General features: G+C 67.4%; 20 protein-coding genes and 1 pseudogene. 10 read left to right on the forward strand and 11 right to left on the reverse strand.

The features are described 5' to 3' along the window. Positions 1-59: 59 nt before the first annotated feature. The 3 genes from ACIRG9_RS01410 to ACIRG9_RS01420 are packed head-to-tail and all read right to left on the reverse strand — an operon-like array spanning position 60 to position 2571. Positions 60-707, reverse strand: a complete 648-nt coding sequence (locus ACIRG9_RS01410) for a restriction endonuclease subunit S (protein WP_402848453.1) — start codon at positions 705-707, stop codon at positions 60-62. Further along, positions 695-2368 (reverse strand): class I SAM-dependent DNA methyltransferase, encoded by a 1674-nt coding sequence (locus ACIRG9_RS01415; protein WP_402848456.1) that lies wholly within the window; start codon positions 2366-2368, stop codon positions 695-697. Before ACIRG9_RS01415 ends, ACIRG9_RS01410 begins: the two co-directional genes overlap by 13 nt. Positions 2369-2370: 2 nt before the next feature. Then, positions 2371-2571 (reverse strand): hypothetical protein, encoded by a 201-nt coding sequence (locus tag ACIRG9_RS01420; RefSeq protein ID WP_402848459.1) that lies wholly within the window; start codon positions 2569-2571, stop codon positions 2371-2373. Positions 2572-2711: 140 nt separating this feature from the next. On the opposite strand from ACIRG9_RS01420, the gene ACIRG9_RS01425 reads away from it, so the two are divergent. Beyond that, positions 2712-4373 carry a hypothetical protein gene (locus ACIRG9_RS01425; RefSeq protein ID WP_402848462.1) on the forward strand — a complete coding sequence of 554 codons (1662 nt, stop codon included), beginning with the start codon at positions 2712-2714 and terminating at the stop codon, positions 4371-4373. A gap of 66 nt (positions 4374-4439) precedes the next feature. On the opposite strand, the gene ACIRG9_RS01430 is transcribed toward ACIRG9_RS01425, so the two are convergent. Together ACIRG9_RS01430 and ACIRG9_RS01435 are read right to left on the reverse strand one after the other, a co-directional pair. Further along, positions 4440-4646 (reverse strand): DUF397 domain-containing protein, encoded by a 207-nt coding sequence (locus tag ACIRG9_RS01430; RefSeq protein ID WP_402848465.1) that lies wholly within the window; start codon positions 4644-4646, stop codon positions 4440-4442. Then, a complete protein-coding gene (locus tag ACIRG9_RS01435; protein WP_402848468.1) occupies positions 4643-5530 on the reverse strand; it encodes a helix-turn-helix domain-containing protein in 888 nt (295 codons plus the stop codon). The genes ACIRG9_RS01430 and ACIRG9_RS01435 overlap by 4 nt, the downstream gene beginning before the upstream one ends. Positions 5531-6002: 472 nt before the next feature. On the opposite strand from ACIRG9_RS01435, the gene ACIRG9_RS01440 reads away from it, so the two are divergent. From ACIRG9_RS01440 to ACIRG9_RS01450, 3 genes are read left to right on the forward strand one after another with little or no spacing between them, the layout of a single operon-like run. Then, a complete protein-coding gene (locus ACIRG9_RS01440; RefSeq protein ID WP_402848471.1) occupies positions 6003-6254 on the forward strand; it encodes a hypothetical protein in 252 nt (83 codons plus the stop codon). Between the two features lies 1 nt (position 6255). After that, on the forward strand, positions 6256-6537 hold the full coding sequence (locus tag ACIRG9_RS01445) for a hypothetical protein (RefSeq protein ID WP_402848474.1): 282 nt from the start codon (positions 6256-6258) through the stop codon (positions 6535-6537). Then, the gene (locus tag ACIRG9_RS01450) at positions 6534-6941 is read left to right on the forward strand and encodes a hypothetical protein (RefSeq protein ID WP_402848477.1); all 408 of its coding nucleotides are present in this window, start codon (positions 6534-6536) and stop codon (positions 6939-6941) included. Before ACIRG9_RS01445 ends, ACIRG9_RS01450 begins: the two co-directional genes overlap by 4 nt. A gap of 38 nt (positions 6942-6979) precedes the next feature. Here ACIRG9_RS01450 and ACIRG9_RS01455 read toward each other — a convergent pair. After that, positions 6980-7168 (reverse strand): annotated as a pseudogene (locus tag ACIRG9_RS01455) (hypothetical protein); the annotation flags it as partial. Positions 7169-7207: 39 nt separating this feature from the next. After that, complete coding sequence (locus ACIRG9_RS01460; protein ID WP_387279779.1) at positions 7208-7567, reverse strand: hypothetical protein; 360 nt, start codon at positions 7565-7567, stop codon at positions 7208-7210. A 67-nt stretch (positions 7568-7634) separates the two neighbouring features. Here ACIRG9_RS01460 and ACIRG9_RS01465 point away from each other — a divergent pair, with 67 nt between their 5' ends. Then, positions 7635-8795, forward strand: a complete 1161-nt coding sequence (locus ACIRG9_RS01465; RefSeq protein ID WP_402848481.1) for an IS630 family transposase — start codon at positions 7635-7637, stop codon at positions 8793-8795. A 55-nt stretch (positions 8796-8850) separates the two neighbouring features. Here ACIRG9_RS01465 and ACIRG9_RS01470 read toward each other — a convergent pair whose 3' ends face one another. From ACIRG9_RS01470 to ACIRG9_RS01485, 4 genes are read right to left on the reverse strand one after another with little or no spacing between them, the layout of a single operon-like run. Further along, the gene (locus ACIRG9_RS01470) at positions 8851-12066 is read right to left on the reverse strand and encodes a type I restriction endonuclease subunit R (protein WP_402848483.1); all 3216 of its coding nucleotides are present in this window, start codon (positions 12064-12066) and stop codon (positions 8851-8853) included. A gap of 27 nt (positions 12067-12093) precedes the next feature. Further along, complete coding sequence (locus tag ACIRG9_RS01475) at positions 12094-13281, reverse strand: restriction endonuclease subunit S (protein ID WP_402848486.1); 1188 nt, start codon at positions 13279-13281, stop codon at positions 12094-12096. Further along, the gene (locus ACIRG9_RS01480; protein WP_402848488.1) at positions 13274-14890 is read right to left on the reverse strand and encodes a type I restriction-modification system subunit M; all 1617 of its coding nucleotides are present in this window, start codon (positions 14888-14890) and stop codon (positions 13274-13276) included. The genes ACIRG9_RS01475 and ACIRG9_RS01480 overlap by 8 nt, the downstream gene beginning before the upstream one ends. Positions 14891-14910: 20 nt before the next feature. Further along, positions 14911-16797: an SAM-dependent DNA methyltransferase gene (locus ACIRG9_RS01485; RefSeq protein WP_402848491.1), complete on the reverse strand. Its 1887-nt coding sequence runs from the start codon at positions 16795-16797 to the stop codon at positions 14911-14913. A gap of 299 nt (positions 16798-17096) precedes the next feature. Between ACIRG9_RS01485 and ACIRG9_RS01490 the strand changes: the two genes are divergently transcribed. The 5 genes from ACIRG9_RS01490 (at position 17097) to ACIRG9_RS01510 (ending at position 25601) form a co-directional block, all read left to right on the forward strand. Continuing rightward, positions 17097-19505, forward strand: coding sequence for an AAA family ATPase (locus ACIRG9_RS01490; protein ID WP_402848494.1), 2409 nt, complete (start codon positions 17097-17099; stop codon positions 19503-19505). Continuing rightward, positions 19502-19876: a hypothetical protein gene (locus ACIRG9_RS01495; protein ID WP_402848496.1), complete on the forward strand. Its 375-nt coding sequence runs from the start codon at positions 19502-19504 to the stop codon at positions 19874-19876. Before ACIRG9_RS01490 ends, ACIRG9_RS01495 begins: the two co-directional genes overlap by 4 nt. Before the next feature lie 38 nt (positions 19877-19914). Next, a complete protein-coding gene (locus tag ACIRG9_RS01500; RefSeq protein WP_402848499.1) occupies positions 19915-20370 on the forward strand; it encodes a hypothetical protein in 456 nt (151 codons plus the stop codon). Positions 20371-20709: 339 nt separating this feature from the next. Continuing rightward, positions 20710-24768: an AAA domain-containing protein gene (locus tag ACIRG9_RS01505; RefSeq protein ID WP_402848502.1), complete on the forward strand. Its 4059-nt coding sequence runs from the start codon at positions 20710-20712 to the stop codon at positions 24766-24768. Further along, the gene (locus ACIRG9_RS01510; protein WP_402848505.1) at positions 24765-25601 is read left to right on the forward strand and encodes a hypothetical protein; all 837 of its coding nucleotides are present in this window, start codon (positions 24765-24767) and stop codon (positions 25599-25601) included. The genes ACIRG9_RS01505 and ACIRG9_RS01510 overlap by 4 nt, the downstream gene beginning before the upstream one ends.

A 25601-nucleotide genomic window follows, 5' to 3' on the forward strand; every position in this document is an offset into this window, starting at 1 on the left:
AAGCGCGCCGATGCCCCCGCCAGCCGGGCTCCGCCGTAACTTCCTTGTGGCCGAAGTCCTCACGCGTCTCTACTGGCGGCTGCTTCCGGCAGCACAGGATTGCCGGTGAGCATCTGCGGAATGAGTAGTTCGCGCAGCGTTCGGGTGGCCTGGATGACGTCCTTGTGCGCGCGGATCTTTGTGTCGATGGCCCTGGCGATCTCGGCAATGCCCTGCTGAACGGCTGCGGGGGGCAGCACGAGCGGCATCTCCCGGACCTTGCGCCCGTTGAGTGTCGGCAGCACTCCGCGCTGGGTGTACTCGGCCAGCCACTCCTGCACCGCCGGATGAGTGAGGTAGCAGGCGAGGTAGTCCGCGGAGATGTCTTGCTTTGCGCGGATGCGGATGCAGGAGCCGCCGAGTAGCCAGCGCTCTTGTCGCTCGGTCACCGTCGCGTGCCGGGTTGTTCTACCGATGCGCACGAACACGATGTCGCCGGAACAAAGCTCGTACCGTGGCCGAAGGCGTTTGGCGGTTTCCTCGTCCACGCTGACGCTGGAGAGAATCCCCTCGGGGCCGATGTCGCCGGCCTTCACGACGGGGACACCTCCGATCACGTACGCGGAGGAACTCAACGTGGTGCCGGATGGGCCTGGTTGCACGTCGCAGCACTCGCCAAGCTGCCGCGTTTGCCAGTCATCCGGGACGGGGCCAATCAGCGTGTCCACGACACCAACCTTTCGAGGCAGCGGTCGAGGGTCAGGTCGGCTGTTCTGGCCTCGTCGTCCAGCCGGGCCAGGTTGCTTCGCAATGCGGGAAGCGTGGGCGAGGTTCGCCGGTCGGTCACGACTTGCCGACGCTGATTTAGATAGGTGCTGGGCTGAAGGTCGTAGCTGTGCTCCCGGATCGCCGTCACCGTCGCTGTGGTGGCGGCGAAGTCTTCCGTCGCGATCGGGAGGGCGGCCGTCTTGTTCATCCATCCTTGATACGCGTCGAGGACTGCTTGGCAGCCGGGCTCTGTCAACACTCGGTGGGTAGGGCCGATCTTGCGAGTCGCTCCCCGCGCATCGACGAAGAGAACCTCCTCGCCTGCAGTGTCGCCAGGATGAGCCAAGATCCACACTGTTACCGGGACCGTGGTCTCGCGGAACAGGTGACTGGGCAGCGCGACAACACAGCGAACGGCTCCACGCTCGACCATCGCCCCCCTGATCTCCCGCTCCCGGACGGTGAGCGCGAACGTGGCGTTGTAAGGCATGATCACGGCAGCCCGGCCGCCGGGCGCGAGCGCCTCGACCGCCGCCTGCAACCAGGCCATGGTGACGTTGTGCGGGGAAGGCTCGCCGTACGGCCACGGGCGTGCCGATCGGGCCGTGGGAAGGCTCCAGTTCCTCATGCCGAACGGCGGGTTGAGCAGCACGACGTCGAACCGGCCCGGTTCGGCGTCGATCTCCCCGGGGTCCGACGGCGGCCCATCTCCGAGGTCGATCCGTATGCCGTGGATTGCGGCGTTCATCGTGGCGAGGCTCCAGGTCCTGGCCGTCGCAGCCCGTCCGGTCAGCGCCACTGGTGAACCCGATCCGGCCATGCGCGTCATATGTTTCCCCGCCGCCACCAGCAGGTTTCCCAGGCCGCAGCAAGGGTCGTGCACGCGGCTCCCGGGTGCGGGATCGACCATCCGCACCATCAGACTCGCCAGCCCAGCCGGAACCAGGTATTCGTCTGGGCTGCTGTGGCGGAACCTGGCGAACTGGTCGAGCAGGTACTCGAACACCTTGTCGCCGGGTGTCCGGACGTCGTCGAGGATGCGAACGATGTTGAGGAGCTGATGCCGTCCGTAGACGGTTGCTGGAGCGTCTCGAAGGACTGTTGTGGCAGTCGAAAGGGGCGCCGCCTGCCGCTGCCATGCCTGAGTGACAACACCGTGAATCGTGTCAATGGAGGATTTCGATATCGCCGCCCAGTCGACAGGGGAGGCATCTCGCAGGCGCAGTAGGGACAGGACGATGGCCTCGAAGACTGCCGGTACCTCGCTCTTGCGTAGCAGCCGCTCCAGGGGCGACCACAACCGCTCGTCGAGTAACTCCGCCGCCGGTTCAGGCATTGGATCAACGGTAGCTGGTGGTACTGGATACCCGACCGCGGAGCGGAACCGTTCCCCGTAGGTCGTTCCCAGACGCTCACCGGGCAGCAACGCTGGACGCGGGATCCGGCGGTCATCGAGCCACGCCGCCACCGCCGACGTCAGGTAGCCATCCTGGGATCCGCGCCGAACGAGCTGAGGAAAGTTCTTGGGGTGCCTACGCGCCCAGTTGCTCACCGCCTGGGTGGTGACGGCTGCGGCGTGAGCCACCTCCTCCTTTGTTATCAGCTGCTCCACCCTGGACATGGTCAGCGCCCCTCTCGGTTGCTGCCACGGGAGCTACCTCCCGGGCGGACCGATCCCCGCACCGCGCGGATCAGCTGCGTGAGGTGACGGGTCCGCCGCTCGCTCATGATGACCCAGCCAAGGAACAGCACCGGTAACAGAATCGCACCCATGATGTACGGCCCGGGGAGATCACCGCCCAGCTGCGCCAGCCTCGCCGCCATGCTGCCTCCTCCTATGAGATTTCGTTGTCGCACTCGAAGCTAGGGGCAGCAGCCCGACGAACGAAGCGCGTATCGATGATACGCGGACATCTGTTTCGCCGCTGCTCGGGCGTAGCGGCGAAGGGCGGTGGTATCCCATCGTGGGCAAGGGAGGCCAGCTCAAACTCGCGCAAGAGTGTCGATCCTTGCGGATCAGGCCCTGGCAGTCGAAGGTCGAGGGCGTGCAGATATGGGATCCGCTGAAAGAACACCAACTGCTGTTGCTGCGGCGGATCGGCGACGGAGACGACCTCAGCGGCCCCGACGGACTCGACCAGCGCCACTCGGCTCGAGCACTGCAGACCCGCCGGCTCGTCGACATCAGCCGCCGGGGCGGTGTGTGGCGGGCCCAAATCACCGACGCCGGCCGCTTCTACCTCGACAACGGCATCCACCCCGACCACCCCGACCGGCTCTCGCCCGGCAGGGCGACACCCCGCCAGCGCACCCGGACCGCCATCACCTCCAACCGCAGTGGGTCGGCTTCAAGCCGGTCGCCAGCCGGTGGCGGCGCCACATCGGCCGACTCGCCGCAGCCTCCGACCACCGCAACAGTCGAGCAGGCCTGGCTGCTCGTGGAACGCCTGCGGGCCGAGGGCGGAACCGTGCGAGTCGAGAGCCCCGACTCCGAGGAGCGTGCCCTGTATCGGCGGGTCATCCACGCGGCCAAGCAGCACGGCCTTGTACCCGCCGGCTTCCACCTTAAGCACACCGGCCGCGCCGCCGGGGACCTGATCATCCGGCTATCCAGCGACGACGACCCGAACGACAGGGATTGGAACCGGATCCGGCTCAACACACGCCGCGTCACCACCGATCCCGGCCTCGTGTTCGCCGCGCTGGAGAAGAACCCGGCCGGACTGGAGGTTACGAAGGAATCTGTCCCTCGGGCGCTGGACCTGATCCGTGGCCTCGCCGCCAAAGCCCGACGGCGGAGCCACCGGGTCGGGGTGAACACCAAGACGAAGAACCCGTCGGTCTACCTCCAAGTCGACAAGACCCGTCGCAGAGTCCGGTTGATCGAGGAGTACGACGAGATCCCCCACGTGCCCATCGAGCAGGAGGCCCGGCAGCTGCGGCGCAACCGGTGGATGATGCTCCTCAAGACCGACCGGGTCGCCTCCGGACGGCTGCGGTTGGAAATTGCCCGCGCTGGCTGGGACAAGAAGGACAGCTGGGCCGACGACAAGCGCACCCTCTTGGAGAAACGCCTTCCCCGCATTATCCGCGACGTCGAAGCCGGCATCGCCGCCGACGAGGAAGCCAAGCGGGCTGCTCAGCGTGCCCACGACGAATACGTTGCTGAGCAAGAGAGGAAGCGGGCAGATGAGCGTCGCCGCTGGCAAGCGGCCCTCGACGAGGCTCGTCCCCAGGCCGTCGAACTTCTACGCAAGAAGGAGTTCCGGCGGGCCTACGACTCCTGGATCTCCGCCAACGAGATCCGCGCCTTCTGCGATGCCCTCGAAGTAGCCGGTTCTGACAGGCCGGACGAACTGGACAACCGTGCCCGATGGATCGGCTGGGCGCGAGCCGCGGCAGCCCGCCTTGATCCCACCTGCGGCGACGGAGCCCTCGCTGGCATCGACTTCGACATCGAACCCAAACCCGATGACCTACGGCCCTTCATCGGCGACTGGAGCCCGCATCAGCCCCACCGCGAGTACCGCTCCGAGCGCGACCAGCAGGCCATCGACGCGACCCGACTTCAGGCCGACGCCTGGCACCACGGTATGCGCGGCCGCCCCAGTTGGTGGCGCAAGTAGCAGCCATACAGAAGCGTGCCCATGGTCGCCGACGATCGGCTGGGCCCGTCCGACGGATGCGTTCGCCTACTGCTGGGTGAAGTGGCCGTACTTGGCGCTGGCCAGAAAGCTGGTCCAATCATCCCGGCAGAACAGGAGGGCCGGCCCGGTCGGGTCCTTGCTGTCCCGGAGAGCCACCGCGTCAGCGAGGTCGGCGACCTCGACACATTGGCCGTTCCCGCTGGACCGGGTGCTCTTCTTCCACTGGGCGCGGGACAGGTCGACTGAGGTCATCCCGTACCTCCTCCCTGGCTGATTGCCGCGGCGTGTTCCTGGATCAGCTTGATCGAGCTGGTTGGGTCGAGTGCGGTAGCGCGGAGGTGTTCGAACGTGCTGGTGTAGCGGCGGACGTCTGCTTCCCGTTCGAGGAACAGGTCGCCGGCCATGCTGTCGACGTACACCAGGGCGGGGTCGGCTGGGTCGGGGAAGTCCATGACGACGAACGAGCCGGGCATGCCGGCGTGCGCGCCCGAGGTGAACGGGATGACTTGGAGCGTGACATGCGGCCGGCCCGCCGCGCTCACCAGGGCGTCGAGCTGTTTGGCCATGACGGCTGGTCCGCCAGTCAGCCGGTGCAGGACGGCTTCGTCGAGGATCGCCCAGAGGCGCAGCGGCTCTGTCTTGCGGAGCGACTCCTGCCGCTGCATGCGCGCCTCCACTCGGGCCTGCACGTCCGCGTCGGTCGCCAGCGGCAACACACCCCGGATCACGGCGCGGGCGTAGTTCTCGGTTTGTAGGAGGCCCGGGACGAAGAGCGACTCGTAGTTGCGGACCGAGCGGGCTTCGGCTTCGAAGCTGATGTACGTGGTGTAGAGCTCCGGCAGTTCCGACTCGTACGCCTGGAGCCAGCCCAGCTGCGCGGCCTGGCGGGACAGGGCGACCAGCTCGCTGCGCTTGTCCTCGTCGGTGACGCCGTACTTGTCCAGCATCGCCATCAGGGTGCGCCGCTGCGGGCGGACCTTGGCCGTCTCGATGCGATAGAGGGTGGCGGGATTGATGCCGGTCTGCTCGCTGACCTCGTCGCGGGTGAGGCCGGCTGCGGTGCGCAGGCTGCGCAACTCCGCCGCGAGCCGCCGGAGGCGCACGGTGGGCGGTTGCCGTCGAGCTGACAACTCCATGTCCCTTCGCTCCTGTCGTAGTCAGAGTGTGCCCGCCGTGCGGATGCAACCTCCAGGCAGGCCAGGCAAGTGACGTACATGCGAATGCAATCCTTGCATTATCACTAGTGCATAGGCACTATAGGCATGAGCATGTCAGGCCGGTGCGGCCCACGAAAGCCGCGCGGTACGGCGGTGGGCTCGCGCTCCCAGGGGCCCACCGCCCGTCCGGCCTCGGACGCCTCTCGGCGGGACGCAGCCTGTCACCCGAAGCGGGCTGCGTCCCCCACGAGAGGCCGAGTCAGGGAGGCAACGCAGTGGTTCCATCCCTCGTCCTGGCGGTGGTCGCGATGCTCGGCTTCGCCGCCGGACTGTTCCTGTTCAAGGTCAAGTCCCGATGGTGCCGACGGAGCGGGTCGGCACTGAACTGCCCCGACTGCGGAGGCCGCAAATCCCGCCCGCATCCCGGTCGGACGAGTTGGACGAGCGGACTGTGACCCCCGCGCCGATCACACCTGTAGTCGCCGTCGCGCCCGGCGACGTCGTGCACCTACGCGAACTGGACTACCAGCACGGCAGCGGCACGCTACGGCTGCGGATCGTCTGCGTCCGCCTCGACCTCAGCCTCTGGTACGACGGCCAGTGGGTGTGGCTCGAAGGCATCGAAATGCCCTCGCCCGGCGGCACCGGACGCTTCCGGCAGGTACTCGCCCGCGTCGGCGCCCTCCCACAGCCGCAGGACTGACATGGCCACCACCGTCTACCTGTCCGCAGCGGCCATCGACCAGCTCACCGCCGCGCAGCGAGCGCTCGACGAGCACGTCACCTCCAGCGCCACCGGCTACTGCCTGCGCTGCCAGCTCATCGGCCCCTGCCTCACCAACGAGCAAGCCGCCGCCACCTTCACCCGCTACGGCCGCCTGCCCCGACGAACTCCCGGCGCGACCCGCCCGCAGCTCATCAACGCCCGCCGCATCACTGCCGGCCCTGATCCCGCAGCCGACCTCACCCGGAGGTACCAACCGTGACCCTGCCCGACATCACCGCCGCGCTCCGAGACCTGCACGTCTCCATCGGCCAACAGCAGGACCTGACCAAGGTCGTCATCCAGGACGCCGAGAACGCCCGAGCCGAGTTCCGCGCCCTGACCACCGGAGCCACCAACCCCCTGGTCAACCGGGCACTGGGCAACTACGCCCAAGGAATCGTCAAGCTCCGCGACGGCTCATGGCTGCTCGCCGAAGCCGGCGGCATCCTCGCCGAGTACGCCCGAGCAATCGGCATCGACATGCCGCCACGGCAACCGATCGAGGGCAAGCGGAAGGCCGAGCCGAATCCCTACGAGCAGAGCGACACCGGTCCCCGCCAACCCGGCCCTCAACGGCTTCCGCAAGCCGACGAACCGGCACCGCGCGACCCCTCGGCTGGCTGACCCTCCATGACGTGGTGGAGTGCGGTGACGGCCGGCGCTCAGCCACCGGCCGTCACCACTGCCACCAAGTGCTTTCCGACGAGATCCTGAGCCGGCTTCACCTCGTCCACACCCTCTTCGAGGCGGACAGGCGCCTGCCGGCAAGCACGCACCGCGCTGTTCAGCAGGTTGTTGCCCCCGCCCCGGCTGACCTTCTGGAAGTGGGCTTGAGCCTTGTTCACCGAGTCGACGACCTCGGCGATGCCACGCCTTAGTGCCCCTCGTCGTTAGTTCGTCGGGGGTTGGGTCCAGGCGGTTGGGTCGTTGAGGTAGAGACCGCAGGCGCAGTCGAGGGCTTCTTCGGGACTGCCGGCGTGCAGGCCGCTGGGCAGGATGGAGTCTTCGTAGCCGTCGCGGCTGGCCAGGTAGATAGCGAAGCCCCATGTGCTGGCCGAGCCGCCGTAGCGGAGTCGGCAAAGCGGCAGCGTGGTGCCGTCAGCGAGCCGGCCGTCGACGTAGGCGAAGACGCCGCGGTACCGCACGGACACAGCGGTCAGGGCGGGCCAACGGCTGCGGGCATGCGCGGTGAGGCGTTGACGCAGGCTGCTCTTGGTCGATTCGGGTGGAGGCTTGGCCACAACTGTCATCCTGCCCCACCCCTGCTGCGGCGTGTCGGTGCCGACGCGGTGGCGGCACGGGTGGCACAACGGTGCGATGCCCCCGTCATCCCCGTATCCGATCACGCTCGACGCCAATGAGCGGGTCGCCCTGCAGAGGCTGGCTCGCCGACCCACGGCCTCCTACCGCATGGTGGTGCGGGCCCGGATCGTGCTGGCCGCCGCCGGTGGGGCCAGTAACACCGCGATCGCCGCCGACCAGCGGGTGCACGTGGACACGGTCCGCAAATGGCGGGTGCGGTTCTGGCAGCGGCGCCTCGATGGGTTGACGGATGTGCCGCGTCCTGGCCGGCCACGCCGGTTCACCGATGTGCAGACCGCGCAGGTCAAGGCCCTCGCGTGTGAGTTGCCGGCCGACCGTGGGGTGCCGCTGTCCCGGTGGAGCGCCGCCGACCTGGCCGACGAGGCGGTGGCCGCCGGTGTCGTGGACGACATCTCCGCCTCCACGGTGACCCGCTGGCTGGCCGCCGACGCGATCAAACCCTGGCGGCACCGGTCGTGGATCTTCCCCCGAGACCCGCACTTCACCGCCAAGGCCAGCACCGTGCTGGACCTGTACGCCCGCATCTGGGACGGCCGCCCCCTCAACGATGGTGACTTCGTGATCAGCGCGGACGAGAAGACCTCGATCCAGGCCCGCTGCCGCTGCCACCCCACCCTGCCGCCAGGCCAGACCCGACTGATGCGCGTCGAGCACGAGTACGAACGCGGCGGTGCCCTCGCCTACCTGGCCGCCCTCGACGTGGCCAACGGGAAAGTCCTCGGCCGCTGCGACGCGTCCACCGGCATCACCCCGTTCGCCCGACTGGTCAAGCAGGTCATGACCAGCGAACCCTACGCCTCAGCAGACCGGGTGTTCTGGATCGTCGACAACGGCTCCTCCCACCGCGGGCAAACCTCCATCGACCGCATGGCCAACACGTGGCCCAACGCCAAGCTGGTCCACCTACCGGTCCACGCCTCCTGGTTGAACCAGGTGGAGCTGTACTTCTCGATCGTGCAGCGCAAGGTCGTCACCCCGAACGACTTCTACGATCTGACCGACGTCGAAGACCGGCTCACAGCCTTCCAGGACCACTACAACCTCGGCGCTCGGCCGTTCAACCGGCGATACACCGAGAAGAACCTCGACGCCCTGCTGAAACGCCTCACCATCCACGAGCCCTTGCCCACCGCCGCGCAATCCCCGACGAACTAACGACGAGGGGCACTTAGCCATCGCACCACCGGGAGGGGTAGCCGGCCGCAGCCTTTCACCGCTGGGCGGCCTGCCCTCCCGGAGCCCACTCGTTCGCGAATGTCTCCATCTGGCGAATGACCAGGTCGACGGCCGCACGCTCCTGATCGGGCGGATAGTCGTAGCGAGCCAGCAGGCGGCGGATATGGCTGCGCAGCTTGGCACGTACCGGTTCTCGGGAGAACCAGTCCACTGTGATCGACGACTGGATCGACTTGACCAGTTCGCGGGCGATTTCCGCGAGGGTGCCGACGTTCATGAGTTCCGTAGCCGCCCCGTTCTGCGCGACAGCGTCGTAGAAGGCCAGCTCGGCGTGGTTGAGCGGGGGGTCGAACTGCTGGCCGCGCCGGGCGTCCGCAGACACCTGCTTGGCCAGCTCGACTAGCTCGACGATCAGCTGCGCGCTGGTCAGCTGCTGACGCATGTAGCGGTTCATCAGGTCTTCGAGCTGGGCGGAGAAGCGTTCCTGGCGGACCACGTTGTGTTTGGTGACCTCGCGCATCTTCCGCTCGATCAGCCGGCGTAGCGCCGCAGCGGCCAGGTGCGGGGTCTCCGAGTTCTGCAAGCGCTGCAATGCCACCCCGTTGAGCTCGGTGATGTCGAGCTTCCCGAGCCCCGCCTCCTCGTAGATGTCGGTGATGTCGGCGGCATCGACCACCTCGGCGGCGAGCTGAGACAGGTAGCGCTCCACCTGGGCCGTGTTGGGCAGGCCCTTGGCCTCCCGGTCGGCGGCCTCTTCCTTGACGATCCAGACCCGGACGTCGCGGAAGAAGTGGATGTCGCGGCGCAGGCGCTGGATGTCGCCGGCACGGTCGACGAAGTCGCGGCTGGTGGCACAGAGCGTGTAGAACCGCTCCAGCCGGCCCGCCGAGTCGCGGAAACGCTGGTGCAGCGGCTTCGTGCCGGGCTCTACGACGTTGCCGGGGGTCCGCGGGTCGCGCAGAAAGTTGGCGGCTTTCCGTACCGCCCGGATCCACCGGGTCGGGTTCTTCTCGTCGTCGAGGATCGCCCGCCACTTCAGCGGCGCCAGCATGGCCTCGATGATGGAGATTTCGTTGTGTACCTCGCTGATTGCCCGGTCGATCTCCCTGCCGAGCGTCTGGTCTTCCTGGTCGCTAGGGGTGTACTCGGTGAGCGCCTTCCGTAGGTTCTCGGTCAGCGGGGCGTAGCCGACCAGCAGCCCGTCCTGCTTGTCCCGGAAGCGACGGTTAACTCGGGCGAGGGCCTGCATGAGGTTGGCGCCCTTCATCGGCCGGTCCATGTAGATCGTGTGGATCGGAGGCGCGTCGTAGCCGGTGAGCAGCATCGAATGCACGATAAGCAGCTCCAGCTCGTCGTTCGGGTCCTTGGCGCGAGCCTGGACTGTCCGCTGCTGTGACGGGCGTAGGTGATGTGGGCGCAGCTCCGCCTCATCGCTCGGCACCCCATGGAAGACGATCTTCATCTTGCCCTTGTCGACGGCCGGGTTCGCCCAGTCGCGCCGTAGCACCTTGATGGCGTCGAAGACGCGGACGCAGATCTCCCGGGTCGCGCAGACGAGCATCGCCTTACCCGGCCCGCCGAGCTGCGGTCGCATCAGCTCGCGCCGCTTCTCCCAGTGGTCGACCAGATCCCTGGCCAGGGTTTCGACGCGGTCGGGAGCGCCGTAGATGGTGTTCATGGTGGCGGCGTACGCCTCGGCCTTACGTCGCTCCGCGTCATCCAGGCTGGCGGTGAGTGTTTCCACCTGCTCGTCGATGCTGTCCGGGTCGATGTCCGGTGGCAGCGACACCGGAATGATCCGCGGCTCGTGGTAGACCCGTACGGTCGCCTCGTCGTCGACAGCGCGCTTAAGATCGTACACGTCGATGTAGTCGCCGAAGACCGCCTGGGTGTTTACCTCGGCGGTGGCGATCGGGGTGCCGGTGAAAGCGATGAACGTGGCGTACGGCAGCGCGTCGCGTAGGTGCCGGGCGTAGCCGTTCAGGTTGTCGTAGTGGCTGCGGTGCGCCTCGTCGACGATCACCAGGATGTTGTGCCGGTTGGAAAGAAGCGGATGCGGCCGTCCGGCCTCCCGTTCTTCTCTCGTACGCCCGAACTTCTGCAGCGTCGTGAAGATGATGCCGCCGGAGTTCCGGTTCGACAGCTCCTCCCGCAGTTCGGTGCGGGAGTCGGCCTGGATAGGTTCCTGACCGAGCAGACGCTGGCTTTCCTGGAAGGTGTCGTAGAGCTGATCGTCGAGGTCGGTGCGGTCAGTCAGCACGACGATGGTCGGGTTTTTTAAGGCGGGGTGGCGGGCGGTCAGCGCCGCCGTACACACCATCTCCTCAGACTTGCCCGAGCCCTGGGTGTGCCAGACGACGCCCGCCCTGCCGTCGCGCTGCGACGCCCGCACGACGCAATCGACTGCCCGGACCACCGCGAAATACTGGTGTGCCTTGGCGATCCGCTTGCTCTTTGACGTGAAGTTGACGAACCCATCGGCCAACTCGAGGAAGCGCCGCTGGTTGAACAGGCCGTAGAGGGCGACGATCAGCGCCTCCGGGCCGTCGTAGTCGGGCTTAGTGGCATCAACGGGCTTACCCTCGTCGTTGATGTTCCATGGCGCGAAGTGCTCGTACGGGGTGAACGGGGTGCCGTACTTCGCGGTGATCCCGTCGGAGATCAGACACAGCACGGCGTGCCGGAAGGCGAGCGGGAACTCCGCGAGGTACGTCTGAAGCTGGGCGTGCGCGCCCGTCAGGGTGGCGTTCTCGTCCGCGGCGTTCTTCAGCTCGATGACGGCGACCGGCAGGCCGTTGAGGTAGAGCACGATGTCGAGCCGGCGCCGGAAGTCACCGTCGACGATCGTGACCTGATTGATCGCTCGATAGACGTTGCGGCCGGGGTCGTGCAGGTCAACCAGACGAACGGTAGGAGTGTGCTCGGCGCCGTAGGCGTCGGTGTAGGCGACCGACCGGATGCCGTCGGTGAGCCTCTCGTGCGCGGCCCTATTCTCCGCGAACGCCTCCCGCGACGCCACGTCCGTAGCGACCCGCACCGCCTCAACGACCGCGGTCTGCGGTAGATCGGGGTTTAGCCGCTCGATTGCGGCCTGCAGGTCCTCCATGAGCACCAGGTCCGCCCAATCCCGCCGCTGCCCGGAACCCGGCGCAAATTCCTTGCCCTCGCCCGGCTCCCATCCCAGGTCGGCGAGGTGCTCCTTCGCCAGGATCTCCCAGTCGGCCTCGTTCATTCTCCCGCCCGGCCCCATAACAATCCTCCCGATGACCTATTCGACCTAGACCGCGTCCTCGATGGCCTTCTCGGCGTCCCTCACCCGCAACCGCCCCGACATCAGTTCCGGCAACAACGTGTCACGCAAATGCTCGAGGGAACGTGCCTCCGCCATTAGCGACTTCAAGTGGCGGAATGCGGCGTCGGCCTCGGCACCGAAGACCGACAGTTTGCCGGGATTGGGCCGACGCACGTAGAAATCCGCCGCGTCGGCGGCGCTCACTCGCTGACGCCCAGAGGAGCCAACCATTTTTCGGACCGCATGCTCCCGAAATCGCTCATCGCGTGCGAGAAAGTAGGGAAACTGAGGTGGCACATCGCCTTTGGGTCGCATCACGATAAACTCAGTTGAGCCGGTGCCGACCTCCCCGTCCGAGAGGAAGTCCACGTAGCCCGTCTTGCCATTCTCCAAGCATGGAGTGATGCGGGCCAGCAGCGTGTCGCCGTTTTGAAAGCGGCTGCCGCTCTTTGGCGCGCGGCGAGACCAAGCGCGAATGGAGGAGTGCTGCGTGGGCAGCGCCGCCATGTCGACGTAGACCGCCTCGTGCTGCTCGGCGCGCGCTGTTCTCGGATTGAACTCGACCAGATCGGAGACCGGGCAGTCGCCATCCTCGTTCGTTCCGAGTGCCGCGAACTTGGCCCGGAAGAGGTCCTCGTAAGTCTCGGCGATCCGCTCGTTGACCGCAACCTTGTCGTCCAAAGCCCCCAGGACGGATGAAATCCCTCGCTGTGTTGGAATATCAGGGATGCGGATTGGCCAGCGTGGCAGATCGACGAGCGGGATGCGGTCGACTGTCGCCCCGTGGATCTGCCGCTGGCGGATCACCTCCTGGAACTGCGGCGACAGATACGCCAGGAGTAGGAACCTGGGCTCGACCAGTTTCCGTCGGGGCCGGAGGAGACCCATGCGGCGCCCGAGCGCTGCCTTGACTCCGGCTGGCATGAGCGCAGCCTCGCCGAGCCGGGTCTCGTACGAGAAGAGGACATCGCCAGCTTGAGGAGTGACCCTCCTGGTCCAGCGCTCGAAGTCCGCTTCTGACAGGTGGGCGGATTCAGTCAGTTTCAGACGGCCGGAGACAAGGCTGGAAATGCTGAGGAACCACGGCCCGCTCTCGGTCTTTGTCGGTGTCGCGTGCGGACCGTCGAAGACTTCGGCGACATCGTCGATGGTGTAGGTCTGCCAGCTAGACATCGATCCCTCCGAGCTGCTCGCGGATGAGCGCCTCGAGGCGCGCCGACTCATCGAAGGAGGTGTACAGCTCCTTGGTCAGGCGCTCAATACGTTCGGTCGGCGGCTCGGCGTCGGGATTTTCCTCGACCTCGGTGGCGCCGACGTAGAGCCCTGGCGTCAGGACGTAGTCGCGGGCAGCCACCTCGTCCAATCGCGCGGAGTAGCAGAAGCCGGGAACATCTCGGTACTCCTGGTTCCCGTTCTTCGCGGACCTGGTTCCCCGCCAGGCGTGATAGGTCCCGGCGACCTTTGCGATGTCCTCCTCGGTGAGGATGCGTTCGGTGCGGTCCGCCATGATGCCCAGCGCGCGGGCATTGATGAACAAGATCTCGCCGCGCCGGTCGCTCAGGGCCCGTGAACCCTGCGAGGACTTGTCCTTGGCGAGGAACCAGAGGCACGCCGGAATAGCCGTGGTGCGGAAAAGGTTCGGCGGGAGAGTGACCATGCATGCCACCAGGTCCCCCTCGACCATGGCGCGCCGGATCTCGCCCTCTCCCGATTGCCGGGAAGCCATCGAGCCGTTGGCCAGAACGATGCCAGCGCTGCCGCGCTCGCCCAACTTCGCGGCGAAATGCTGGAGCCAGGCGTAGTTGGCGTTGCTCTGCGGCGGGACGCCGTAACGCCAGCGCGGATCGGTCTCTCGACGGAACCAGGCCGCATCGTTGAACGGAGGGTTGGCCATGATGAAGTCGGCTCTCAGGTCGGGGTGTTTGTCCTCGTAAAGCGTGTCACCCCAGCGGTCCCCGAGGCCCTTGGGATCCATGCCGTGAATGGCCAAGTTCATCTTCGCCAGGCGCCACGTGCGCTCGTTGCTCTCCTGGCCGTAGACGGCGATGTCATGTGTGTGGTCGCGGCCCGCATGTGCCGTGACGAACTTTCCCGATTGCACGAACATGCCGCCTGAACCGCAACAGCCGTCGTACACCCGGCCCTCGTAGGGCTCGAGCACCTCGACCAAAAGTCGCACTACGCTCGCCGGTGTGTAGAACTCGCCTGCTCGTCTGCCCTCAGCACGGGCGAACTTGTCCAGGAAGTACTCGTAAACCTCACCGAGGACGTCTTGGGCTGGGCGATCGCCGTGGCCGGTGAAGCGGGCGTCGCTGATCAGGTCGACGAGTTCTTTCAACCGCTTCTGGTCGACGTTGTCTCGGTTGAAGATCCTCGGTAGGACACCGGTCAGCGCAGGGTTCTCTCGCATGATCGCGTCCATGGCTTCGTCGAGCAGCGCGCCGACGCCACCGGGCGCGTTCTCCACCAAGTAGTCCCACCGAGCGGTCTCCGGGACCCAGAAGACGTTGGCGCTGGCGTACTCGTCGCGGTCGTCGAGGAAGGCGGCGCGGCGGTTCTCCGGGATGTCGGAGAGGCTGTCCTTGATCTCGGCGCGGCGCTCGGCGAACGCGTCCGAGACGTACTTGAGGAAGACCAGGCCGAGGACGAACTCCTTGTACTGTGCGGCGTCCATGGAGCCGCGCAGCTTGTCGGCGGCCTTCCACAGGATGTCCTGAATCTGCTTGGTGCTGGACACGCCGAACAGCTCGGCCTGTCCGTTGGCGCGTTTACGTGGGGGCACTGTGTGTTCCGTTCTCTCGTTCAGGAGTTCGTACCGTACAAAGTCGTGAGGGTGCCGTCGGCGAACCCGGTCACGATGAGTTCGCGCAACTTCGCCAGGAGATCGGCCTGCCGCTGCAGTAGATGCTCGCGTTCGTCCAGACGGCGAAGCACTTCGTCCAAGCTGGCTGCCTCGTCACGGGCCAGGTCAGGGATCGTGGCGTCCCACAGCCGCGGGCCCCGCACTGCACCAGGGCTACGTGCCATGTTGCGGGCAGTGCCTAGAAGTGCCGCCAGCACACGAGGAGTGAGCGGGTCGCCCGGGGAGATACGCAGGCCGCTGGCCGGAAATTCGATCACCGAAAAGCCGTCGGTGTCGAGGAGAACCCCGAACCGAGGGACATTGGTGACCACGAGGTCGCCCGGTTCGGTGAGGGCGACCTGCGGGTACCCCGCAGCGAGGGTGAGCCGGTCCATCCAGCGCTTGGACGACTGCGCGAGTACCTCTGCCGCGCCGATTACCCGATGGTGACCTCGCGGTCCGACATGCTCGGGGTTCAGGCGGTGCCCGGTGAGGGGGCGGACCCGGCGAGCCGTTCGTAGCGCCTCACAGGAAAGCTCCTTCGGCCTGATTCCGTCACGCTGTACCGCTCCGGTGTTCAGGAAACCGTGCTCCTTCGCGTATCGGATGGCCTCTTGCTCAGCGTCGGTGAGACGGCGCTCGACCTCTCCGACGAGCGCGGGGCGGTCGGCGGCCAGCCGGGCACGCAGGGTGACCGACGCCGGACCCGGCGGTCGGAGTGCGGCACCCCGACGCAGGTTGAGGCTGTCCAGCGGGACGACTCGGCCAGTGCGCGGGTCGTGGCCGTCGCTGCGGTGCCCCTCTGCGCGCCAGAGGAGGATGTCCTCGGCCGCGGACTCGACAGTGGATTGGTCAAGCGCGTGACCGCTGAGGTCGACGAGTAGCACGCGGCCCTTGGTGGTGGGGATCGGGTCGCGGGTCAGCAGCCACAGGGCGGCGGGATGGCCTGGCCTGGCCGGGTAGACGCCGCCCGGCAGTTGCACAACTGCCTCGACGATGCCGCTGCTCAGCAGCGCGGACCGGCGCAACGCCGCTGGCCCGTCCCGTAGTTGGTCGACGAGGCTGCTGGCGGGACCGACGACGATCGCCGTGCGGCCCGGACCGAGCAGATCGGCTATCGCTTCGACCCGGTCGAGGTCGGCGAGGGCTTCTCGGCTCTCCGCCGGTTGGTAGGGGAGCCGGGTGACGATGAGGTCCGGGTCGGCGAACTCCTCGTTGAGCTCATCGGCGCGCACGTCGAACTGGAACTCGGGCAACTCGGCGAGGAGTAGCTGCCGACGCACCAGGCGGGCGAGTTCCTCGTCGGCGACGAACGCGTTGACTCGCAGATTGTCGCGGTCCTGGTCGGTTATCAGCGCTGTCAGTAGGTCACCTGCGCCCGCGTTGCCGTCGGCGATGGTAAGGGCACCGTGGGCCTGCAGCCGGGTCGCCACGTCGGCCACCCGACGAATCAGGGCCACCGTCTCCGGAGTGAGTGCATCCGCTGTCAGCTCGGGCCAGCCGAGGCGGTTGGCGGAGCTGAGCAGGAACTGACAGCTGTGCCAGGGGTCGAAGGCTCCCTCGATCAGTTGCTCGACCAGTTGGGCGAGCCCGGCCAGTTCCGGGGCGTCAGCCAGCTCGTGCAGCAGGAATTCGTCATCGGGATCGAGGCGCTGAGCCAGCGGCAGAGGGTCGGCTGGCAGTGCCTGGCCGGTGAGGTGGCGGAGGCAGAGCGCGGCGGCGAGGACGACGATCGTGCGTCGGCCGCCGTGCCGCCGGGCGTACGCCGCCAGGGTGTGCATGGACCGCTCGGCGCGCAGGGTGTCCGGGTCGGCGTGGCCGAGCCCGGTCCGGAGTAGCCAGGCCACGACAGCGTCTGCAGGAAAGAGAGGTTGGCCGTGGTTGCCCGGCACGGGTGGAGGGAAGTCCGAGTGCCGCCGGCGCCAAGTGGTGACCGCAGGCTTTTTGACCCGCGCGAGCTGCGCGATCTCGCGCTGCGACATCAACTCCGCCTCCATGGCTCACCTCCTCGCTCTAGCGGTCACAGTACGAGTCCTGGATCCTCGAAGAACAAGGTCAATCTGTTATCCCGGGATAACAGTGTGTAGGGCAGTGTAAGCGACCAATCTGCGGTTCCCTCGATGCGCCAACGACATCAGGGGGTCTGATGAACGACACGCTCACGCTCTACCAGGAGCTCGCTGACCGCCTTCAGCGGTTCCAGGTGCCCGGGCCGGTCAGCGACCTGGTTCTTGCCGCCTTTCACGGCGAGCAGGTTCTCGATGACGTACTGCGAGGTGAGGCCCTTCCGCCGTCGCCCGAGTTGGGTGAGGCGGGCTGTGCAACGCCGCAGGCATTCCTGGAAGAGGTCCGGGTTGCCGGCTTCCGCGGGATCGGCCAGCAGGTCACGGTCGGGCGGCTGCCCAAGACCGGATTGACCGTGTTCGTGGGCCGCAACGGCTCCGGGAAGTCCAGCATCGCCGAGGCCGTCGAGTACGCGCTGACCGAGGACTCCCTGCGCTGGGCGCAGCGTCCGCCAGCTTTCCGCGAGGGCTGGCGGAACCTGCACCACGATGGCGCATCGGAGATCCGCCTCAGCCTTCGGCTCGACTCCGGCCAGCAGGTGACGACCCACCGCACCTGGCCGGTCGGGGCCACCGATCTGACCTCCGCGACGGTCACCACGACCACGGGCAGCGCCGCGATGCCGCCCGGTCAGGTGCCGCAGTGGGTCGGTCAGGCCGCCAGGTACCGGCCGTTCCTGTCCGCCCGCGACCTCGAACGGGTCATCACCGCGAAGCCGGCCGAGCTGTACGACGCGATCGCGCCGATTCTCGGCCTGAGCCCGCTGCGCGACACCGACGCCCGGCTGCAGCAGCGGCGTAGGGACTACGACGACCGTGCCAAGGCGCTGAAGGCGACCTTCACCGAGCTGCGCGAACAGCTCGGTGAGATCGACGACGACCGCGCCCGCGACGCCCTGAGCGCGCTCGGTGCCCGTCCGCTCCGCGCAAACCTGACCCTGCTGGCCGACCTCGCCTGCATCGACACCGCCACGTCGGAGGAACCTGCAGCGGCAGCCGCCCGGCGGCTCGCCGAGCAGTTCTTGCCCGACCTCGGTGGGGCGCTGGTCGCCCTTGCCGAGTCCGCGGCGGCGATGCGGGAGACGACCGCGACCGACAGCGGCGCTGCGGATCGGAGCGCCCGGCTGCTGCGGGCCGCGCTCGACGTGCACCACGATCGTGGGAACGGCCCTTGCCCGGTGTGTCGCGTCGGGACCCTGGACCAGGACTGGCGTACGCAGGCCGAGGAGGAACTCGCGAGGATGGCCGCGGTCGCTGCGGCGGCACGCGCGGCCCAGCAGGCTCACGCGCACGCCCGGCGTACGGTCGATGGGCTGCTCGGCGACATCCACCGGCTGCTGGAACCGGCCGCTGCCACGCTGGCGCCCTACATCCCCGGCGAGAGCGCGGCGATGCGCGAAGCTCTCGCCGGCCTCGGCCCCGATCGGGTTTCCTGGGACAGCGTCGTCGCGGCGCACACCACCCTCGTGAAGGCGGCGGCCGGCTGGCTCGCCCAGCGTCACGACGCCTGGCGCGAGCCCGGCGCCGCGATCCGCCGGTGGGTCGACGCCGCGGCCATGGTCCGCGCCGAGGCGCCGGCCCTGGCTCTGCTCACCAAGGCTCGTGCGGCTCTCGACACTGCCGAGAAGGCGATCCGTGCCGACCGACTGGGCAGCTTCGCCGCGCAGTCGGACCGGATCTGGCAGAAGCTGCGGCAGGAGAGCAACGTCGAGCTGCGCCGGCTGCGGATGGAAGGGGTGAACAACACCCGCCGGGTCCTGTTCCCCGTAGCCGCCGACGGCGTCGAGACCAGCGCGCTCGCGGTGATGAGCCAGGGTGAGCTGCACGCCCTCGGCCTCGCGGTCTTCCTGCCCCGTGCCTGCGCCGACACCAGCCCGTACCGGTTCGTGATCATCGACGACCCGGTGCAGAGCATGGATCCCACCAAGATCGACGGCTTGGCCGAGGTGTTGCGGGAGATCGCTCTGACCCGGCAGGTCATCGTGTTCACCCACGACGACCGGCTGCCGGAAGCGATCCGCCGCCTCGACATTGAGGCCGATGTCCGGGAGGTCACTCGCCGCGAGGGCTCGATCGTCGAGGTCCGCAAGGTCTGCGACCCGGCGGACCGCTACCTCGACGATGCCCGCGCCCTGGTCGCCGCGGACATCGCGGACGAGGCGAAGTACCTGATGGCCGCCGGGTTCTGCCGGTCCGCGATCGAGTCGGTCAGCATGGATCGCTACCGGGCCGCCGAGCATCGGCGCGGCACGCCCTACCAGCAGATCCAGGAAGGGCTTAGCCGGGCGCACACCGTCAAGGACCGGCTCAGCCTCGGGCTCTTCGGCCGCCTCGCACCCCGACCGGAGCTCTTCGCTCGTCTCGACCGCGACTACGGCACGCAGGCCACCCGGACGGTCAAAGCGGTGGCGGATGCGGTCCACGGCCACCGGAGCATGCCCGTCCGGGCGATGGTCGCCAACACCGCTGTGCTCGTGAGGCGGTTGCGATGACGACGTCCCTGTACCTCGCCACCGCCGACCGGATGCTCAGTAGCGTGATCCGAGGCACCCGTGGAGCCTGGCCCCGTGCGTGCGCGTGGCTGCTTCGACACGAACTGGAAGCAGCGATGGACCGGTACTGGGCTCGCGTCTGCCCGGAGATCGGACGGACCCGGGTGCAGCGGCCGAAGCTGCTGCTACTCGCCCACTACGCCGGCCCCGACCTTGGGCACCGGGCCAGCTACCTGTGGTGGGCGCTGTCCCGCGCCGGTCACCACCACCACTACGAACTCGGCGTCACCTCATCCGAGCTGACCCGGCTCCGTACCGAACTCGTCGACATCGTCGCGCTCCTTGACCACTCGGAGGCACCCACATGCTGAAGCGAGATCAGGCCATGCTGATCCTTGGCGTTGAGGCGTTGGCCATCGTCGGCGTCGTCTACTACTTCGTCACGCTCGACCTCATCAGCCTTGCCTGGTCGGCGTCGATCGCGATCGCCATCCCGGCCTGGCTGCTCGCGGTGAAGGCGCCGACGACGTGCGGCGTGACCACCCAGAACGGCGGCCGGTGCGGACGGAAGGTCAACGGAGTGATCTTCGGCTGCGGCCGGTCGAACCACACCTGGGCCAAGTTCTTCGCCCGCTTCGGCTGGCGACGTCAGCCTGACCCGAGCAGTCGGCGGAGCCGGTCTACCGAGGCAGCGGAGGACACCGAGGTGGTGACGGTGAAGATCGCCGAGGACTGGAAAAGCACCGTGACATTCTGGCTCGCCCTCACCGCGACGACGTGCGCCCTGGTCAGTGCCACTGTCGATGCCACCAACTTCCTTCGCGCTCAGGAGCCGCCGAAGTCGCCAGTCGCCGTCTCCCGCTGACCCTGACTTGCTCCATCGATGAATCGAAGACCAGGTCCCGGCGAGGATCGCCCGCTACGGCCTCTCCCGCGCCATGCAGCACCTGTTCGTGTTGGCCTTCAGCTGCGCCAAGCCGCGCCCCGGCGCTGCAACATCTCGGCCTGCCCGATGTGCAAACAAGGCACGGCGGTACTCCAGCCAAGGAAGTAAAAGTTGCTGAGCGGGGTCTTTCCGATGACGTCGGTGTCGGAAATCTGACGCATAGACCGACATGTCATCCGTCCTATCCTGGAGGGCTTTGCCTCGGGCCGACGGCCCGGCGGATCAGCACTGGCGTACGTCGACTGACTTGGAGACGAGATGCTGTTGACCCAACCGGATGTACTCCACCTCGTTCAACAGGCCGCCAGCCGGTGGGCAGACCAACTGATCGACTTCGGCCCGCGCAACACGCTGCTCTACTTCAAGGAGCGACAGACCACCACCCTCGATCTCGCTGACGCGGCTCCCGGCGTGGTCGCCGACCTGCTCCGAGGACAGAAGGTTCGCCTACGGACGTTGTTCCCGGACCAGGACCGACACAACACTGCCTGCAACACTGCCCGCAGCCTCCGCCGGAAGCTGGTCGAGCTAGAGGAGGAGCAGGGAATTCAGGCCGGTTGGGTGACTCGCGGTCTGCTCTGCATGGTCGGTCCGTACACCCGGGGATCCGTGCCGATGCAACCGCTGCGGGCGCCGCTGATCCTGCAGCAGCTTGCGCTGGACAGCAGGACGGCGACCGAGAACGACTTCACGCTGGAGCTTTCCGAGTCCCCCGAGATCAACCCCGTCCTCCTGTACGCGCTGGAGCGGCAGTACGGCGTGGAGACGGATATCAGCGCCCTCGGCGAAAAGCTGAGCGCGATGCTGTCCGAGATCGCTGACCCGGACCAGCAGCTAAGCGCCGCCTACGAGCTGATCGCCAAGGCAGTCGCTCCCAGCGGCCTGTCTCTCCGGCTCGAGCCCGCGGTGGTTGCCGGCGTCTTCAGCTTCGACAAGCTCCCCATGGTCGAGGACCTGCGCAACTCGGCCGAGCTGCTCGCATCACACCCGGTGATCGGCGCAATGGCGGGCGACCGCGACGCTCGGCAGCAGCTGCGCACTGAGCAAGCGCAAGGGTCCAGCTCCAGTGCCGATCAGATCGATCCGGCCAAGGAGTTCCTGGTCCACGACGCGGACTCCTCCCAGCAGTCGGCGATCGACGCGGTGCTGTCCGGCCGGCATGTGGTCATCGAGGGCCCGCCCGGCACGGGTAAGAGCCAGACGATCGCGAACATCATCGCGTACATGGCCGCGATGGGTCGCAGCGTGCTGTTCGTCTCCGAGAAGCGGGCTGCCATCGAAGCGGTGATGAACCGCCTTGGCGACGTCGGACTCGACAACCTGGTGTTCGACCTGCACGACCGCAAGATCAGCAAGCGGCAGGTCGCCCAGCGCATCGCCAATGTCCTCACTCAAGCTGGCGCTGAACCACCCGTCGACACCGACGAACTGCACCGCCGCCTGAACAGCCGCCGGGCCGCGGCGAAACGGCACCCGGCCGAGCTGCACGAAGTACGGCAGCCCTGGGGGGTGAGCGCGTTTCAGGTCATCGAGCAGCTCCTCGCGCTTCCGACTCTCGATGTCAGCGGCTATAACCTGCGCGCGTCCGAGCTGCGGAACCTTGACCGATCGAGGCTTGAGTCCGCGCGGGAGGACCTTCGGACGTTCGTGGATCGAGGCGGCCTGAGGATCTGGCGCGGGGAGTCGCCGTGGGCGAAGGCCGCTATCCGCACCCCAGACGATGTCGGCAAGGTGCTGGTGCATCTCGACGAACTCGCGGCCGGCGCCCTACAGGGTGCACAGCGCCAGATCCGGGACTTGGTCGACCGGGCAGGGCTGGATGTGCCGGACGACCTCGCTGCGTGGAGGGACCTGTTCGACCTGCTCAGCGAGGTCGAACGCACCATTGCCAGCTACGGTGAGCAGGTCTTCGGCCCGGATCTGGACGACTTCGTCTACGCGACAGCACCAGGGCGATCCCGGCCGCGCCGCTCCGAGCCGCTCGGGATCTTCCGCCGGTTCCAACTGCGCCGCGAGCTGCGGCGAACTTGTCCGGCCCCTCCCAAGAGCCGATCCGAGATGTATCAGGGCCTGGTCGCCGCGGCGGGCCAGCGTGAGCGGTGGCGGAAGCTCAGCCGTCAGGACAGCGCACCAACTGCTCTGGCGGGCGCCGACCTGTGCATGTCGTCCTTCACGCAGGTGCGTAACCACCTCGCCGCGGTGGCGGCATGTGCCCGGATCGACGGTCTTGAGCGTGGGCCCACCACCACCGCGGCCAATACGCTCGCCGAGTTGAACGCCGACCGCGAGACGTTGTTCCTGATGCCCGAACTGAACAAACAGCAGCAGCTGTTCCGCTCATTGGGGCTAAGTCACATGCTCGATGACCTGGCCACCCGGCAGGTCTCAAGCGACGAGGCAGCCGACACGCTGTTGCGCGCCTGGTTGCAGGTGGTCCTCGACGAGGTGCGCATGCGGGTCCCGTACCTCGGTCAGTTCGTCGGGCAGCAGCATGCCGCGGTGGTCCAGGACTTCCGCGCTGCGGACAGCCGGCACATCGAGGTGGCCGCCCGGCACGTGCGCCGCAACGTGGCAGTGAACCTGCGGAAGGCCCGAGACGCCTATCCCGACCAGAACGGCCTCGTCCGGCGGGAGGCGGCCAAGAAGAGCCGGCACCTATCTCTGCGGAAGCTGCTCAGTAGCGCACCGGAGGTGCTCCTCGCCGCGTTCCCGTGCTGGGCCATGTCGCCACTGGTGGTCAGCCGCATCCTGCCGCCCGAGCGGTCGTTCGACGTGGTGATCTTCGATGAGGCAAGCCAGATCGAGCCGCACGATGCTGTCGCCTCGATCATGCGTGGCACCCAGCTCGTCGTGGCCGGTGACCCGAAGCAGCTCCCACCCACGCCGTTCTTCCGGCGCCTCGTTCAGCAGAACCCGGCTGGCGAAGACGATGATCTCGGCGACGAGAACCTTGAGGACTACGAGTCCGTTCTTGACGTCCTCGGTGGCCTGATCTCGGACCGGTACCGCTTGACCTGGCACTACCGCAGTCGAGACGAGCGCCTGATCGCGTTCTCGAACGTCGAGATCTACAACCGCTCCCTCGTCACGTTCCCTGGCGTGCAGGTCGACAGCCCGCTGCGCTTGGAGACGGTGGACGGCCGTGTCGCCCCCGGTCAGAGCGGTTCATCAACCGAGGAGGTCAACCGGGCGGTCGAGCTGATTCTCGAGCACGCCGAGCAGCGACCGAACGAGAGCCTCGGCGTCATTACCATGGGCCAGAAGCACGCCCTGCGGATCGAGGCGACCCTGCGCAGCCGACGCCGAGAGCATGAGCACCTCGACGACTTTTTCTCCCAGGACCGGGCCGCGAGCCAGCGGTTCTTCATCAAGAGCCTGGAGAACGTCCAGGGCGACGAGCGGGACGCCATCATCCTGAGTATCGGCTATGCCAAGACCAGAGACGGTCGACTTCCGCTGCGCTTCGGACCGCTCAACCAGGAGGGCGGTGAGCGGCGCCTCAACGTCGCGGTCACCCGAGCGCGGAATCGGATGACCGTGGTGAGCGCCTTCTCCCACTACGACATGGACCCGAACCAGACTGCGGCAACACGACACCGCGGACCCGAACTGCTCCGCCGTTACCTCGAGTTCGTCGACCTCGGCGGCGACCTGGGCGCGCGACAGCACACTGGGGTCGAGCTCAACGGCCTCGAGCGCAGCGTCCTGAAGGCTCTCCAGCAGCAGGGCATCAACGCTGTGCCGCAGTGGGGCGTCTCCGGCTACCGCATCGACCTGGCCCTCGCCCACCCAGACCAGCCCGGCCGCATGGTCCTCGCTGTGGAGACCGACGGTCACTCGTATCACCAGGCACATAGCGCCCGTGACCGGGACCGGCTGCGCCAGCAGCACCTGGAGCGTCTCGGGTGGGAATTCCACCGCATCTGGTCGACCGACTGGTACGTGGACCCGGCGGGCCAGACAGCCCGGCTCGTGGCCCGCTGGAAGCAGGCGGTCGACCGCGCCAACCACGCCGCGAGGAGCTACCCAGTACCGCCGGCACGCCGGCCCGCTCAGCAACCGACGCCGCCAGCGACCCGCCGTGGCCCACGGCCCGACGTGCCGATCGGTCTGCGGATCACCGACTACACGCGGGAACAGCTGGTACAGATCTGCACCTGGCTGGTGAGCGACCAACTCCAGCGCGATCGGGATGAGCGCCTCCAAGAGGCCATGAGCGAACTCGGCTTCCGCAAGCGGGGCTCAATCATCCTCCAGCGCCTGACCGAAGCACTCGACATCGCGCAGCAGCGCGCCGACCGGGAGGTATCCCGATGATTGCCCTCGACCCGCTCACTCTGGAACGCGTCGCCCGCCTGATCTGCGACGTCGATGGTCCCTACGAGCGAACCGGTACGCAGATCGAGCGGCTCCTGCACCGAGTCCGGTGGCCCGGCGATCCGCAGTACGACGGCTCTCCGCGGATCCCCTGGCTAACAGAAGCACTTAATTCCCATGCCGATGACGCCGCCGCCCTCGACCGGCTGCTCTGTCGCATCGGTGATCCGCTGGAGTACGACGGCGGCGTCGAGGCCGCCGAACCGATCGCGCAAGAGCTGAACCGCCTCCTGGCTCCCGAGCAGCTCACCATCACCTACGTCGGCGGGCGCCCCGTGCTCGGTCAGATCAGCCAGAGCAGCGACGTTCCCCTGTACGGGCCGCCGCCGGACCTCCACGAGCGGGTGCGACGACTAACCGGGAACGGCAAGGCAGTCGACATCCTCATGGCGCGTGCCGACGAAGCGTCGATCTGCCAGAACAACGGGGCCTACGCACTGGCGATCATCGGCATCGGCAGCTTCGTCGAAGGGCTGCTGCACGTCGTGGTGACTGATCGCGACGAGACCGTGCGCAGGAACGGCCTGGTCGGCCGGGGCGGTCGACGGGTTCCGGCCGAACGAGCGGGGCTTCACCTGCTCCTCGAGTACGCGCATCGACAAGAGTGGGTCCAGACCGACGCCAAGGACTTCATGGAGAAGGTCCGGGACTACCGCAACTTCGTGCACCCCCGCCACCAGATCGACTACGGGCTCGTGCCCGACCTGGACACGGTGCGGATGTGCTGGGCGCCTGTACACGCGCTTCTCAACGATCTGGAATCCGCACCATGA

Source organism: Micromonospora sp. NPDC093277 (assembly GCF_044765245.1).
Lineage (GTDB): Bacteria > Actinomycetota > Actinomycetes > Mycobacteriales > Micromonosporaceae > Micromonospora.

Bases quoted from the DNA above. Each gene is read 5' to 3' on its own strand.
- ACIRG9_RS01415 (WP_402848456.1), bottom strand. From the start codon at position 2,368: ATGTCCAGGGTGGAGCAGCTGATAACAAAGGAGGAGGTGGCTCACGCC.
- ACIRG9_RS01420 (WP_402848459.1), bottom strand. From the start codon at position 2,571: ATGGCGGCGAGGCTGGCGCAGCTGGGCGGTGATCTCCCCGGGCCGTAC.
- ACIRG9_RS01430 (WP_402848465.1), bottom strand. From the start codon at position 4,646: ATGACCTCAGTCGACCTGTCCCGCGCCCAGTGGAAGAAGAGCACCCGG.
- ACIRG9_RS01435 (WP_402848468.1), bottom strand. From the start codon at position 5,530: ATGGAGTTGTCAGCTCGACGGCAACCGCCCACCGTGCGCCTCCGGCGG.
- ACIRG9_RS01445 (WP_402848474.1), top strand. From the start codon at position 6,256: ATGGCCACCACCGTCTACCTGTCCGCAGCGGCCATCGACCAGCTCACC.
- ACIRG9_RS01460 (WP_387279779.1), bottom strand. From the start codon at position 7,567: ATGACAGTTGTGGCCAAGCCTCCACCCGAATCGACCAAGAGCAGCCTG.
- ACIRG9_RS01465 (WP_402848481.1), top strand. From the start codon at position 7,635: ATGCCCCCGTCATCCCCGTATCCGATCACGCTCGACGCCAATGAGCGG.
- ACIRG9_RS01470 (WP_402848483.1), bottom strand. From the start codon at position 12,066: ATGGGGCCGGGCGGGAGAATGAACGAGGCCGACTGGGAGATCCTGGCG.
- ACIRG9_RS01475 (WP_402848486.1), bottom strand. From the start codon at position 13,281: ATGTCTAGCTGGCAGACCTACACCATCGACGATGTCGCCGAAGTCTTC.
- ACIRG9_RS01490 (WP_402848494.1), top strand. From the start codon at position 17,097: ATGAACGACACGCTCACGCTCTACCAGGAGCTCGCTGACCGCCTTCAG.
- ACIRG9_RS01495 (WP_402848496.1), top strand. From the start codon at position 19,502: ATGACGACGTCCCTGTACCTCGCCACCGCCGACCGGATGCTCAGTAGC.
- ACIRG9_RS01505 (WP_402848502.1), top strand. From the start codon at position 20,710: ATGCTGTTGACCCAACCGGATGTACTCCACCTCGTTCAACAGGCCGCC.
- ACIRG9_RS01510 (WP_402848505.1), top strand. From the start codon at position 24,765: ATGATTGCCCTCGACCCGCTCACTCTGGAACGCGTCGCCCGCCTGATC.